Annotated in this window: 11 protein-coding genes and 1 tRNA gene; 8 read left to right on the top strand and 4 right to left on the bottom strand. The window is 66.5% G+C overall.

The genetic code is table 11. The annotated features are described in order from the left end of the window. Nucleotides 1-16: 16 nt before the first annotated feature. From RSO01_RS42770 to RSO01_RS42785, 4 genes are all read right to left on the bottom strand, one after another. On the bottom strand, nt 17-487 hold the full coding sequence (locus RSO01_RS42770; RefSeq protein WP_147156718.1) for a PTS sugar transporter subunit IIA: 471 nt from the start codon (nt 485-487) through the stop codon (nt 17-19). 115 nt (nt 488-602) lie between these two features. Continuing rightward, nucleotides 603-2,141, bottom strand: coding sequence for an RNA polymerase factor sigma-54 (rpoN, locus tag RSO01_RS42775; RefSeq protein WP_147156719.1), 1,539 nt, complete (start codon nt 2,139-2,141; stop codon nt 603-605). A gap of 83 nt (nt 2,142-2,224) precedes the next feature. Beyond that, nucleotides 2,225-2,836 carry a ribonuclease D gene (locus RSO01_RS42780; protein ID WP_147156720.1) on the bottom strand — a complete coding sequence of 204 codons (612 nt, stop codon included), beginning with the start codon at nt 2,834-2,836 and terminating at the stop codon, nt 2,225-2,227. Between the two features lie 16 nt (nt 2,837-2,852). Beyond that, nucleotides 2,853-2,937, bottom strand: a tRNA-Leu gene (locus RSO01_RS42785). Between the two features lie 93 nt (nt 2,938-3,030). Here RSO01_RS42785 and RSO01_RS42790 point away from each other — a divergent pair. The 8 genes from RSO01_RS42790 to RSO01_RS42825 all read left to right on the top strand — a co-directional run bounded on the left by RSO01_RS42790 (nt 3,031) and on the right by RSO01_RS42825 (nt 13,933). Next, on the top strand, nt 3,031-3,984 hold the full coding sequence (locus RSO01_RS42790; RefSeq protein WP_147156721.1) for a complex I NDUFA9 subunit family protein: 954 nt from the start codon (nt 3,031-3,033) through the stop codon (nt 3,982-3,984). Between the two features lie 246 nt (nt 3,985-4,230). After that, entirely contained in the window at nt 4,231-5,688 is a 1,458-nt protein-coding gene (locus tag RSO01_RS42795) for an NAD(P)-dependent oxidoreductase (protein ID WP_147156722.1), read from the top strand. A gap of 6 nt (nt 5,689-5,694) precedes the next feature. Beyond that, nucleotides 5,695-6,306, top strand: coding sequence for a glutathione S-transferase family protein (locus RSO01_RS42800; RefSeq protein ID WP_147156723.1), 612 nt, complete (start codon nt 5,695-5,697; stop codon nt 6,304-6,306). 17 nt (nt 6,307-6,323) lie between these two features. Beyond that, nucleotides 6,324-6,506 carry a 4-oxalocrotonate tautomerase gene (locus RSO01_RS42805; protein WP_147156724.1) on the top strand — a complete coding sequence of 61 codons (183 nt, stop codon included), beginning with the start codon at nt 6,324-6,326 and terminating at the stop codon, nt 6,504-6,506. Nucleotides 6,507-6,637: 131 nt separating this feature from the next. Beyond that, a complete protein-coding gene (gltB, locus tag RSO01_RS42810) occupies nt 6,638-11,167 on the top strand; it encodes a glutamate synthase large subunit (protein ID WP_147156725.1) in 4,530 nt (1,509 codons plus the stop codon). A gap of 47 nt (nt 11,168-11,214) precedes the next feature. Continuing rightward, entirely contained in the window at nt 11,215-12,114 is a 900-nt protein-coding gene (locus RSO01_RS42815; protein ID WP_147156726.1) for a DMT family transporter, read from the top strand. Beyond that, nucleotides 12,111-12,923 carry an alpha/beta hydrolase gene (locus RSO01_RS42820; RefSeq protein ID WP_147156727.1) on the top strand — a complete coding sequence of 271 codons (813 nt, stop codon included), beginning with the start codon at nt 12,111-12,113 and terminating at the stop codon, nt 12,921-12,923. The genes RSO01_RS42815 and RSO01_RS42820 overlap by 4 nt, the downstream gene beginning before the upstream one ends. 53 nt (nt 12,924-12,976) lie before the next feature. After that, a complete protein-coding gene (locus RSO01_RS42825; protein WP_147156728.1) occupies nt 12,977-13,933 on the top strand; it encodes an ABC transporter substrate-binding protein in 957 nt (318 codons plus the stop codon). Nucleotides 13,934-14,103 lie beyond the last annotated feature (170 nt).

Raw genomic sequence — 14,103 nt, forward strand, 5'->3', positions numbered from 1 at the left:
GCGCTCCCAGAAGAAGTTAAGCCGCGCTCTGCGTCTGGACGGATTCGACCAGCAGAGCGTAGAGCGCGTCGGCGCTCTCGGTGGCGCGCAGCTTGTCGACCAGGCTGCGATCACGCAACAGGCGTGACACGCGCGCCAGCGCCTTGAGATGGTCGGCGCCCGCACCCTCGGGCGCCACCAGCAGGAACACGATGTCGACGGGGCGCTCGTCGATCGAATCGAAATCGATCGGATGGGCCAGCCGGGCAAACAGGCCGCGCGGCTCGTTGAGCGTGCCCATGCGGCCGTGCGGGATGGCGATGCCGCCGCCGATGCCGGTCGAGCCCAGGCGCTCGCGCTCCAGCAGGCGGTCGAACAAACGGCGCTCGTCGAGCTTCAGCATGGCCGCGCAGCGGGCCGCCAATTCGGCCAGCAACGCTTTCTTGCCAGACGCCTTCACGCTGGCCAGAACGGCGTCCGGACCGGTCAGCAAATCGGCAATTTCCACAATGTCACCAACAGGTTAGCGGACAAGGGCCAAAACTCGCCCGGCGCGCGAAGGCGCCCCTATAGGCGCCTCGTCCGGTCGGGTCAAGCCGCTCCTTCGGGCGACCTGAATGGCCTCAGTCGGCAGGACCCGTGAGAGCTTGCGAGGCGATGGCCGCACCGGGAAGCGTCGTCGGCAGGCTGCGCCCCAGGCCCAGCCGACCAAGGCGGCGACGCTCGGCCGACGAGGGGATGCGCATGGCCTCGCGATACTTGGCGACGGTGCGGCGCGCGATCTCGATGCCCTCGCCCTTCAGCAGGTCGACGATGCGATCGTCGGACAATGGCGCGCCGGAGCTCTCGGCACCGACTAGATGGCGGATGCGCGAACGCACCGATTCCGACGATACGACGACGCCCGGAGTCCGCGCGGGCAAAGCGGAGGTGAAGAAGTACTTCAGCTCGAAGATGCCGCGCGGCGTGGCGATGTACTTGTTGGAGGTGACGCGGCTCACCGTGCTCTCGTGCAGCTCGGTGGCGATGGCAATGTCGCGCAGCACCAGCGGCTTCAATGCACTGACGCCGTGGCGGAAGAAGCCGTCCTGCTGGCGCACGATCTCGCGCGCGACCTTCAGGATGGTGGTGGCGCGCTGCTCGAGAGTCTTGACCAGCCAGTTGGCCGACTGGAAACGCTCGGCGACGAAATCGCGATCGGTCTTGGCGCGCGCACCCTTCATCAGCGTGGCGTGGTAGTTGCGGTCGACCAGCACCTTGGGCAGCGCGTCGGTGTTGAGCTCGATGTGCCAGCCCTCTTCGCCGGTGTCGGCATCCTTGGCCGGACGCAGGAAGAGATCGGGCGCGACCGGCTGGATGGGCTCGAAGTCGAAGGCCTGGCCGGGACGCGGATCGAGTGTGCGCAACTCGCTCAGCATCTCGCGCAGATCCTCGTCGTCTACACCGCAGCGGCGGCGCAGCTGCCCCAGCTCGCCGGCAGCCACCAGGTCGAGATTGTCGAGCATCGCCTTCATCGCCGGGTCCAGGCGATTGCGCTCGGCGAGCTGTGCGCCCAGGCACTCGGCGACGGTGCGGGCGAACAAGCCGGCAGGCTCGATCTGGCGCAACCTGTTCCATACCGCTTCGACCACATCGAGGCCGACGCTGCATGCCTCGGCGACAGCGGGCGCATCGAGGCGACAGTAGCCCGCCTCATCGAGGCCCTCGGCGAGTTTCAGCGCAATGCGTCGCTCGGCCGGCTCGGCGAACATCAGCTCGATCTGCTCCAGCACATGGACGGCGAGCGAGCGCGGCCGCTCGGAGACGAAATCGAGCGCGCCAGGCGCATCGTCGCGCTGGCCGACGCGGCTCGCCGCCCCGTCGCCACCACGGTCGGCATGCTCGCGTGTCCAGCGCTCGTCGGCATCGGCCAACGCAGGCGCGGCGGCGGCCAGCGCTTCGGCGGTGTCGGTCGGTGTGTCGAGGATCGGCGCTTCCTGCTCGGCCGTCGGGCCGTCATCGCCGGCGCCCTCGGCGAGCAAGGGATTCTTTTCGAGTTCCTGTTGAATGAAGGCGGCGAGCTCGAGATGCGAAAACTGCAGCAGTTTGATGGCCTGCTGGAGCTGCGGCGTCATTGCCAGGGTCTGGCGCGAAGCCAGGATGAGACTCGGTCCGATACGCATGTACCCCCACCCTGAAGGTCGGTTAGACCTCCCCGTTACAGGAGTTTAAGCAAAGACCATGCCAATCTCGAAGGCAAGCCCCTTTAGTGCTCGAAAATGTCGACCTCCGGCCAGCCGGCGAGGTCCAGGCGGGCCCGGGTGGGCAGGAACTTGAAGGCCGCCTGGGCCAGCTCGGTGCGGCCTTCGCGTGCCAAAAGCGAATCCAGCTTCGTCCTGAGCGCATGCAAATGCAGCACGTCGGATGCTGCATAGGCCAGTTGTTCCTCACTCAGCGAATCGGCACCCCAGTCGGAGGTCTGCTGCTGCTTGGACAGGTCGACGCCCAAAAGCTCCTTGCAGAGGTCCTTCAGGCCCCAGCGGTCGGTGAAGGTGCGGACCAGGCGGGCCGCGATCTTGGTGCAGTAGACCGGCTCGCAGCGCACGCCGAGCGCATGCTCGAGCATGGCGATGTCAAAACGCCCGAAATGAAAGAGCTTCAGGACCTTGGGATCGGCCAGCATGGCCGCCAGCCGCGGCGCCTTCACGGGACCGCGCGGAATCTGCACCAGATGGGCATTGCCGTCGCCGGCCGAGAGCTGGACCAGGCAGAGCCGGTCGCGATGGGGGTTGAGACCCATGGTCTCGGTGTCGACGGCCACGACATTGCCGAGCGACAGGTCGGCGGGAAGATCCCCGCGATGGAGCGTGATGGTCATTCCTCAGTGCCTCGCATGGTGCCCAGGAGAAGACTCGAACTTCCACGCCTCGCGGCGCTAGTACCTGAAACTAGTGCGTCTACCAATTCCGCCACCTGGGCACGGCATGCGGGCAGTGAGGGCGGTGAGTTAAGGGCCGGGCGGGCCGATGTCAACCTTGCGCGCGCCCGGCAATGAGCTATAGGCACCATCCCATGGACATCAAGCAGGTCACGGTTTTCGGCGGCTCGGGTTTTGTCGGCCGGGCGATCGTTCGGGCGCTGGCGCCCGAAGGCTATCTGGTGCGGGTCGCCTGCCGGCGCATCGAGCTCGCCGAACGGGTCAAGACAGCGGGCGATGTCGGCCAAGTCACGGTGATGCGGGCCAATCTGCGCATGCCGCAATCGGTGGCGGCGGCGATCGCCGGCAGCCAGGCCGTGATCAACGCCGCGGGCATTCCCTTCGAGCGCGGCCGCCAGCGCTATCGCGCGGTCCATGTCGAGGGCGCGCGGGCGATCGCCGAGGCGGCACGCGCCGCGGGCGTGCAGCGCCTGATCCATATGTCGGGCATCGGCGCGGAAAGCCGCAGCTCCAAGAACCGCTATGTGCAGTCCAAGGTCGAGGCCGAGGACGCCATCATCGCGGGCTTCGAGAACGCCACCATCCTGCGGCCCAGCGTGATTTTCGGGCCCGACGACGTGATGTTCAATCGCCTGGCCAAGATCGCCACCCAGGCGCCGTTCGTGCCTGTCGTCGGCAACGGCCACGCCAAGGTGCAACCGGTGTTCGCAGGCGACGTCGGCGCGGCCGCTGTCGCCGTCCTGGCGCGGCCCGATACGGTCAAGAGCGTGTTCGAGCTGGGCGGGCCGCGGGTCTACACTTACCGCGAGGTTGCGGCGCTCACCCTTCGCGAGATCGGCCGCGACAAGCGGATCATTGGCGTGCCGGCCGGCCTGATGAAGATCGCGGGCTGGTTCGCCGAATTCCTGCCCGTACCGCCGCTCACCCACGACCAGGTCGATCTCCTGACCACCGACAATGTCGTGCGCGGCGGCGCCAAGACCCTGGCCGACCTCGGCATCGCGCCGACCGCGGCCGAGTCCATCCTGCCGACCTACCTCGACCGCTTCCGCGTCGGCGGCCGCTACAACCAGCACGCCCCGGCCTGAGCTACGGCGATCCACTGGTAACTTTTTGCGCCCGAAATAATTAGTCCTAATTTGTAATCAAATCGTAGCCGAGACGGCCGAACGGCTGAAACAGAGACAATCCTAGAATCGTTCCTCGGAAAAATAGGTCATATCTATTGACTTATATTCTCAACGGTGCTCAATTACAGACAACAGCGCAGGATTAGCGCCATCGGCGCGCTTCTTGCGTAATAAAATTACACAGCCGGTTGGATGGATATCGTCATGCCCGAAAGGATGCTGAAGTTCGTCGCCACGCCTCAGGCCATGCCGGACAAGCGCCCGGCGGCTGAGCGTCGACGCGACTTCGACGAGATCTACGCGAACTACGCGCGCGAGAAGGCGGCCGAGCAGGCGGCGCGCTGCTCGCAGTGCGGCGTGCCATTCTGTCAGATCCATTGCCCGCTGCACAACAACATCCCCGACTGGCTGAAGCTCACGGCCGAGGGCCGGCTCGAGGAGGCCTACGAGCTGTCGTCGGCGACCAACAACTTCCCGGAAATTTGCGGCCGCATCTGCCCGCAGGACCGCCTGTGCGAAGGCAACTGCGTCATCGAGAAGGGCTTTGAATCGGTCACCATCGGCTCGGTCGAGAAGTTCATCACCGACACCGCCTGGAACCAGGGCTGGGTGCAGCCGATCAAGCCGCGCCGCGAGCGGCCTGAGAGCGTCGGCATCGTCGGCGCCGGGCCTGCAGGCCTCGCCGCCGCCGAGCAGCTTCGGCGCAAGGGCTATCAGGTCACGATCTACGACCGTTATGATCGCGTCGGCGGACTGCTGATCTACGGCATCCCGAACTTCAAGCTCGAGAAGGACATCGTGCAGCGGCGCGAGAAGTTGTTGCGCGAGTCCAAGGTCACGTTCGAGCTGAACTGCGAAGTCGGCCGCGACGTCACCATGGACCAGCTGCGCGCCCGCCATGCCGCGGTACTGATCGCGACCGGCGTCTACAAGGCGCGCGACATCGCAGCGCCCGGCGTCGGCGTGAAGGGCATCGTCGCCGCCCTCGACTATCTCACGGCGTCCAACCGCAACGGGCTGGGCGACAAGGTGGCCGACTTCGACTCGGGTGCGCTCAACGCCAAGGGCAAGAATGTCGTGGTGATCGGCGGCGGCGATACGGCGATGGACTGCGTGCGCACCGCGGTGCGCCAGGGCGCCAAGTCGGTGAAGTGCCTCTACCGCCGCGACCGCGCCAACATGCCGGGCTCGCAGCGCGAGGTGAAGCACGCCGAGGAAGAAGGCGTCGAGTTCGTGTGGCTGACCTCGCCTCAGGGATTCCTGGGCAAGGACCATGTCAGCCATGTGCGCTCGGTCCGCATCCACCTCGGCATGCCCGACTCGACCGGCCGCCAGACGCCGCAGGAGATCCCCAACTCCCACGTCAACATCCATGCCGACCTGGTGCTGAAGGCGCTGGGCTTCGATCCCGAGGACCTGCCCGCGCTGCTGAAGGCGCCCGATCTCGGCGTCACCGGCTGGGGCACGCTCAAGATCGACTGGAAGAGCATGATGACCAACCTCGACAGCGTGTTTGCCGCCGGTGACATCGTGCGCGGCGCCTCGCTGGTCGTCTGGGCCGTGCGCGATGGCCGCGACGCAGCGGAGCGCATCCACACGTATCTCACCACGAAGGCCCCCCTTGCCAAGCTTGACGGCGCGGTCGCTATCGCCGCGGAGTGATCGATCATGATGACGCTGTATGACTTCATGGGATCGGGCAACGGCTACAAGGTGCGCCTGGTGCTGGATCATCTCAGCCTACCCTACACGCTGGTCGAGCGCGACATCCTGAAGGGCGAGACGCGCACGCCGGAGTTCCTCACGAAGAACCCCAACGGCCGCATTCCCACCTTGCAGCTCGAGGACGGCAGCTTCCTCTTCGAATCGAACGCCATCATCTGGTACCTGGCCGAGGGCACCAAGCTCGCACCGGCCGACCGCCGGGCGCGGGCCGAGACGCTGCAATGGATGTTCTTCGAGCAATACAGCCACGAGCCCTATATCGCGACGGTGCGCTTCTGGAAGCATTTCCTGCCCAAGCTGACGCCGCTGCAGGAGATGGAGCTGCCCGGGCGCATGGAGAAGGGCTACGCCGCGCTCGGCGTCATGGAGCAGCATCTCGGGCGTCACCAGTTCTTCGTCGGCGGCCAGTACGGTCTCGCCGACATCACGCTCTACGCCTACACCCACGTCGCCGGCGAAGGCGGCTTCAACCTCGACAACTTCCCGCAGGTGAACGCCTGGATGGCGCGCGTCGCCGCGCACGCGGGCAATGTTTTCATCGACCGCAAGAACTGACAAAGGGAGAGACAGCCATGCCGATGATCAACGTCCAGATGTTCGAGGGCCGCACGCCGGAGCAGCGCCGAAAACTGGCGAAGGAGCTCACCGAGGGCACCTGCCGCGCGCTCGGCTGCACGCCGGACGCCGTGCAGATCATCATCACCGACATCAAGAAAGAGAACTGGGCCGAGGCCGGCAAGCTGTTTTCTGATTGATCAAATACCGTCATCCCGACCGGAGCCTCGCGAAGCGAGGCGGAGCGGAGGGACCTGTTCATAGGAAGACAAGGTCCCTCCACTACGCGCCTTCGGCGCTCCGGTCGGGATGACGGAAAGGGAATTTCGTCATGTCCGCACAAGACTTCATCCGCGACTACAAGGCTGGCACCGCCAAGCTCACCGACGCCTATGGCTACAACCCTGCCCAGGAGATGGATTCCTGCGGCGTCGGATTGGTCGTGGCGCTGGACGGCAAGCGACGCCGTGACGTCGTGGCGGCGGGCATCGACGCGCTCAAGGCCGTGTGGCATCGCGGTGCCGTCGACGCTGACGGCAAGACCGGCGATGGCGCCGGCATCCACGTCGAGATCCCGCAGGATTTCTTCAAGGACCACGTCCGCGATTCGAGTGGCGAGGCGCCCGAGATGGGCCGCATCGCCGTCGGCATGGTGTTCCTGCCGCGCACCGATCTCGGTGCGCAGGAGCGCTGCCGCATCATCGTCGAGACCGAGATCCTGCGCTTCGGCCATACCATCCTGGGCTGGCGCCAGGTGCCGGTCGACATCTCGGTGATCGGCGAGAAGGCCAATGCCACGCGGCCGGAGATCGAGCAGATCCTGATCGGCCGCGGCAACCCTCAACTCGACAACCGCGAGTTCGAGAAGCAGCTCTACATCCTGCGCCGGCGCATGGAGAAGGCGGCGATCGCCGAGAACATCGGCGAGTTCTACGTCTGCTCGCTGTCGTGCCGCTCGATCGTCTACAAGGGCATGTTCCTGGCCGAGCATCTGTCAGCCTTCTACCCTGACCTGCTCGACGAGCGCTTCGTCTCGCGCTTCGCCATCTTCCACCAGCGCTACTCGACCAACACCTTCCCGCAATGGAAGCTCGCCCAGCCGTTCCGCGTGCTGGCGCACAACGGCGAGATCAACACCATCCTGGGCAACGTCAACTGGATGAAGAGCCACGAGGCGCGGCTCGAGCATGACGGCTTCGGTCGCGCGATCGAGGACCTGAAGCCCATCATCCAGCCCGAGGCGTCGGACTCGTCGGCGCTCGATAACGTCTTCGAGCTGCTGGTGCGCGGCCATCGCAACCTGCCGATGGTCAAGCTGATGATGATCCCCGAGGCATCGTCGGCCAATCCGACCGTGCCGCCCAAGCACCGCGCCATGTACAACTACGTGAATGGCGTCATGGAGCCGTGGGACGGCCCGGCCGCCATCGCCGCGGTCGCCGGCAAGTGGGCGCTGGTCGGCCTCGACCGCAATGGGCTCCGGCCCATGCGCTACGTGCGCACTTCCGACGAGCTGCTGATCGCGGGCTCCGAGGCCGGCATGGTGCCGCAGGACGAAGGCAAGATCGTCGAGAAGGGCCGGTTGGGCCCGGGCGAGATGCTGGCCGTCGACATGGACGCCCCGCAGCTCTTCAAGGACCGCGAGCTGAAGGACATGCTCGCCGACACCCATGACTATGCCCAATGGACGACGCGCACCGTCGAGCTCGATTCGCTGATCAAGCAGGACGCGCCGGCCACCGAGCATTTCCCGGCCGACGAGCTGCGTCGCCGGCAGTTCGCCGTCGGCTGGTCGATCGAAGACCTGGAGATGATCCTCCATCCCATGGTCGAGGACGGCAAGGAAGCTGTCGGCTCGATGGGCGACGACGCACCGCTCGCGGTGCTGAGCGACACCTATCGCGGCATGCACCACTACTTCCGCCAGAACTTCAGCCAGGTCACCAACCCGCCGATCGACAGCTTGCGCGAGCGCAACGTCATGACGATCCGCACGCGGCTGGGCAATCTCGGCAACATTCTCGACGAGAGTCCCGAGCAGAGCGAGATGCTCTCGCTGCAGTCGCCCATCGTGCTCAACGCCGAGTTCGAGGCGATGCGCAAGTACATGGGCGAGACTGCCTGCCGCATCGACTGCACCTTCGACGCCCGGGGCGGGCTCGACGCCATGCGCCAGGCCTTCGACCGCATCTGCAAGGAGGCCGAGGACGGCGTGCGTTCGGGCTGCCTGCACGTCGTGCTGACCGACGCCAACGTGAACGCCGACCGCGCGGCACTGCCCATGATCCTGGCGGCGGGCGGCGTGCATTCCTACCTGGTACGCCAATCGCTGCGCACTTTCATCTCGCTCAACGTGCGCTCGGCTGAGGCCCTGGACGTGCACTACGCCGCCGTCATCATCGGTGTCGGCGCCACCACGGTGAACCCCTACCTCGCCGAGGAGACCATCGCGGCCCGCCACAAGCGCGGCCTGTTCGGCAAGCTCACGCTCGGCCAGTGCCTCGCCAACTACAAGAAGGCGCTGGACGACGGCCTGCTCAAGGTCATGTCCAAGATGGGCATCTCGGTGCTGTCGTCGTATCGCGGCGGCTGCAACTTCGAGGCGGTCGGTCTCTCGCGCTCGCTGGTCCAGGAGTTCTTCCCCGGCATGCCGTCCCGCATCTCGGGCATCGGCCTGCGCGGCGTCCAGGAGAAGATCGCCGAGCAGCATCAGCGCGCCTTCGACGAGGACGTGATCGCCTTGCCGATCGGCGGTTTCTACAAGATGCGGCGCGGCGGCGACCGGCACAATTTCGAGGGCAACCTCATCCACATGCTGCAGGACGCGGTGAACACCGAGTCCTACGAGAAGTACCGCAAGTACAGTGAGCAGGTGCGGCGACTCCCGCCCATCAACCTGCGCGACCTCCTGGACTTTAGGACCGACCGCCAGCCCATTCCCATCGACGAGGTCGAGTCCATCACCGGGCTGCGCAAGCGCCTGGTGGCGCCCGGCATCTCGCTGGGGGCGCTGGGCCCGGAGGCGCACGAGACGCTGTCGATCGCCATGAACCGCATCGGCGCCAAGTCCGACTCGGGCGAAGGCGGCGAGGATCCGGCGCGCTACAGGCCGCGCTCCAACGGCGACAACGCCTCGTCGGCCATCAAGCAGGTGGCGTCGGGCCGCTTCGGCGTCACGGCAGAGTATCTGAACAACTGCCGCGAGCTCGAGATCAAGGTCGCCCAGGGCGCCAAGCCCGGCGAAGGCGGCCAGCTGCCGGGTCTCAAGGTCAGCGAGATGATCGCCAAGCTGCGTCATTCGACGCCGGGCGTCACCTTGATCAGCCCACCGCCGCATCACGACATCTACTCGATCGAGGATCTGGCTCAGCTGATCTACGACCTGAAGCAGATCAACCCCGAGGCGCGAGTCACCGTTAAGTTGGTGGCGCGGTCCGGCATCGGCACCATCGCGGCCGGCGTCGCCAAGGCCAAGGCCGACGTGATCCTCGTCTCCGGCCACTCGGGCGGCACGGGCGCGTCACCGCAGACCAGCATCAAGTACGCCGGCATTCCCTGGGAGATGGGTCTGTCGGAGACCCACCAGGTGCTGACGCTCAATCGCCTGCGCGACAAGGTGCTGCTGCGCACCGACGGCGGCATCAAGACCGGCCGCGACGTGGTGATCGCCGCCATGCTGGGCGCCGAGGAGTACGGCATCGGCACCGCCTCGCTGATCGCCATGGGCTGCATCATGGTGCGGCAGTGCCATTCCAACACCTGCCCGGTCGGCGTCTGCACGCAGGATCCCAAGCTGCGCGCCAAGTTCGAGGGCTCGCCGGAGAAGGTGGTCAACCTCTTCAGCTTCATCGCCGAGGAGGTGCGGACGATCCTGGCGCAGCTCGGCTACCGCTCGCTGCTGGAAGTCGTCGGCCGCTCCGACCTCCTGAAACAGGTGAGCCGCGGCGCACGCTATCTCGACGACCTCGACCTCAACCCGCTGCTGACGCGGGCCGACGGCGGGCGCGAGACGGTGCATTGCACGGTCGAGGGCCGCAACGAGGTGCCCGACACATTGGATGCGGAGATGATCCGCGACGCCCAGCCGCTGTTCACGCATCGCGAGAAGATGCAGCTGCAGTACAGCGTGCGGAACACCCATCGCGCCGTGGGCACGCGGCTTGCCGCCATGATCACGCGCAAGTACGGCATGGCCGAGCTGCAGCCCGATACGGTGACGGTGCGGCTGCGCGGCACGGCCGGCCAGTCGCTGGGCGCCTTCTCCGTCCGCGGCATGAAGCTCGAAGTGTTCGGCGATGCCAACGACTATGTCGGCAAGGGGCTGAGCGGCGGCACCGTCGTGGTCCGGCCCACGATCTCGAGCCCGCTGGTGCCGCAGGACAATGCCATCATCGGCAACACCGTCCTGTACGGCGCCACGGCGGGCAAGCTGTTCGCCTGCGGCCGCGCCGGCGAGCGCTTCGCCGTCAGGAACTCCGGCGCCGACACCGTGGTCGAGGGCGTGGGCAGCAACGGCTGCGAATACATGACCGGAGGCACCGCGGTGATCCTGGGTGGGCTCGGCGTCAACTTCGCCGCCGGCATGACCGGTGGCATGGCCTTCGTCTACGACCCCGACGACGTCTTCAAGCTCAAGGTCAATCCCGAGACGGTGAGCTGGCAGCGCATCGACCATCCGCACTGGGAAGGCGTGCTGAAGGCGCTGGTCGAGGAGCACGTCGCCGAGACCAAGTCGCCATTGGGCGCGCGCCTGCTGAACGACTGGAATCGCGAGGTCGAGCGCTTCTGGCAGGTGGTGCCCAAGGAGATGCTGTCGCGCCTGCCGGTACCGCTGACGACGACCGAAGCGAAGCGCGCCTGATGTCATCCTGAGCGTAGCGAAGGATCTCATCGACGTTTGCAACCGGCATGAGGTCCTTCGCTTCGCGCAGGACGACAAAAGTCGCCTACCTCCAGCTCGCGCTCAGCGTCATCCTGTTCGGGCTGGCCTGGCCGGTCATCAAGATCGGCCTCGGTGCAAGCACGCCGGTCTGGCTTGCCGCCGGCCGCGCCACAACCTCGGCGCTCACCGCCTTCGCGCTGTTGGCCGTCTTGCGGCGCCTGCACTGGCCGCAGCGCGCCGACTGGCCGATCGTGTTGTCGGTCGGCGCCTTCCAGCTCACGCTCTTCTTCGCCTTCTCCAATCTCGGCGTGCAGAGCGTGCCGCCGGGACGCTCGGGTGTGCTTGCCTACACGGCCATGCTGTGGATGGTGCCCCTGTCGCTGCTGGCAGGCGAGCGCGTTGGCCGGCGCGCCCTTCTGGGCGTACTGTTGGGACTCGCCGGCATCGTCGTGCTGGTCGATCCGACGCGCTTCGACTGGCGCGACCGCGCCGTGATCGAAGGCCATGGCTGGCTGTTGCTGTCCGGCTTCTCCTGGGCGCTGGCCATCCTGCACGCCCGCCGCCATCGCTGGCGCGGCACACCGCTCGACGTGCTGCCCTGGCAGATGTCGGTGGCGACGGTCCTGCTCTGGGCGCTCGCGCTCGCGTTCGAGCCGCGCGGCCATCTTGACTTCGGACATCCCGACCTCTGGATCGCGCTGCTGTATATCGGTGCCTTCGCCGGCCCGGTCGGGACGTGGGCCGCGGTCTCGGTGGCGCGCGCCCTGCCGCCGATCACCGGTGCGCTCGGCATGCTGGGCACGCCGCTGATCGCCATCGCCTCATCGGTCGTCCTGGTCGGCGAGCCCGTGACTTGGCCGCTGGTGCTGGGCACGATGCTGGTGATCGCCGGGATCGCCATCGTGATTGTGGAGAGGACGAAATGAACTGGGGAATGATGACCAAGGCCGAGCGCGACGCGGCCTACAACAACACCGATGCCGTCAAGAACAGCGCCGAGCTGAACGCGGCGCGCATCGCCGCTTCCGAAGCCTTCCGCAAGGCCCATCCCGAGCATCTCGACCTGCGCTACGGCCCCAAGGAGCGCAACGTGTGGGACCTCTTCCCCGCCAAGGACGCCAACGCGCCTTGCCTGGTCTTCATCCACGGCGGCTACTGGCAGAGGAACAGCCGCGACCAGTTCGCGAGCCTGATCGCCGGCGTCCATGCTCACGGCTGGGCCGCGGGCCTGCCCGGCTACACGCTGGCGCCCGACGCCTCGCTCACCGAGATCGTGGCCGAGATCAACACCGCGCTCGACTGGTTGGCGGCCAACGGGGCGGCGCACGGCATTAACGGCAAGGTGGTCCTGTCCGGCTGGTCGGCCGGCGGGCATCTGACGGCCCAGTGCCTCGGCCACAGCCGGGTGAGCGCCGGCATGGCGGTCTCGGGCGTGTTCGAGCTGGGCCCGATCCGTGACACCTACCTCAACGACAAGATGCAGTTCACCGACGCCGAGCTCGCGACCCTCTCGCCGCTCAGGCTGCCCATGATCAAGAAGCCGCTCGCCATCACCTACGGCACGGCCGAGCTGCCGCCCCTGGTCGCCGACAGCCGCGCCCTGCACGAAAAGCGCGCCGCCCAGCACCTGCCGGGACCGCTCATTCCGGTGGCAGGCGCCGACCATTTCACCATTACACACGAGCTGCGCGACGCCGACGGAATCCTCACCCGACAGCTTCTGCTGCTCGCCTAAGAGAAGTTGGCACGGCAGTTGCCTCCCTCCCCTAGCCAAGTGGGAGGCTCCAAATGATCAATCGCCGTCACCTGCTCTCCGGAGCGGGGTTTGCCGCAGCCACGCTTGCTGCGCCCGCCGTGCTGCGGGCCCAGCCCAAGACGGTGAAGATGGGGGCACTGCGGCTGGTCCATTCGATGCCGCCTTACTTCTACGAGAAGTTCGCGCCGGCCGACCTCAAGATCGAGATCATCGTTTTCGACAGCCCGACCGACGGCAAGAACGCCGTGGTCACCAAGTCGGTCGATTTCGGCACCTTCGGCATCGCCGCCGCCATCCTGGGCGGCGCCGTCGGCGAACCGGTCGTGGTGGTCGGCGCCATGTCCAACAAGGGCATGGGCGTGATCTCCAAGGCCGGGTCGGACGTCAAGACCATCAAGGACCTGAAGGGCAAGAAGGTCGGCATCTGGCCGGGCTCGACGCAGGAGGTCTTCATCATGGAGCGCCTGCGCATGGAGGGCATGTCGATCAAGGACATCACCCCGGTGCGTGTGCCGTTTGGCGAGATGCCGGCCATGCTGGCGCGCGGCGACGTCGACGCCTATGTCGGCGCCGAGCCAGGCCCGGCGCTCTCGATCACCTCGGGCGCGGGCCAGCTCGTGGAGTATCCCTACGGCACGGCGATGGGCGGCCTGAACATGATCTTCGGCACCCACGAGGACACCGTCGCCAAGAACCCCGACCTGGTGCGCACCATGCTCAAGATCCAGCGCCAGGCGGCGGAGTTCATGATGGCCAACAAGCCTGCCGTCGTGGACGCCACGGTGCAGAAGCTCGGTGCCAACCGCGCCGCCGTCGAGCAGGCGCTGGGCGCCAACAACGTCGAGTACGTCTGGAAGCTCGATCCCACGGTGCAGACGCAGGCCAAGACCTACGCCCAGCACATGCTCGAGCTGAAGCAGATCCGCGCCCTGCCGAAGTTCGAGACCTTCCTCAATCCGAAGTTCTCGGACGAGATCGCAAACAGTTAACTCATGTCGTCCTGAGCGCAGCGAAGGACCTCATGAAAAGCGAACGAGCACGGCGGTAGTCGATGGCGATGAGATCCTTCGCTTCGTTCAGGATGACAGAGGGGACTGCCGCGGCGTCGCCTTCGACCATCGGCGCGCGCGCCCTGTGGCGGCGCGCCAAGCCGGTCGTG

Source organism: Reyranella soli, from assembly GCF_007992495.1.
Classification (GTDB): Bacteria; Pseudomonadota; Alphaproteobacteria; order Reyranellales; family Reyranellaceae; genus Reyranella; species Reyranella soli.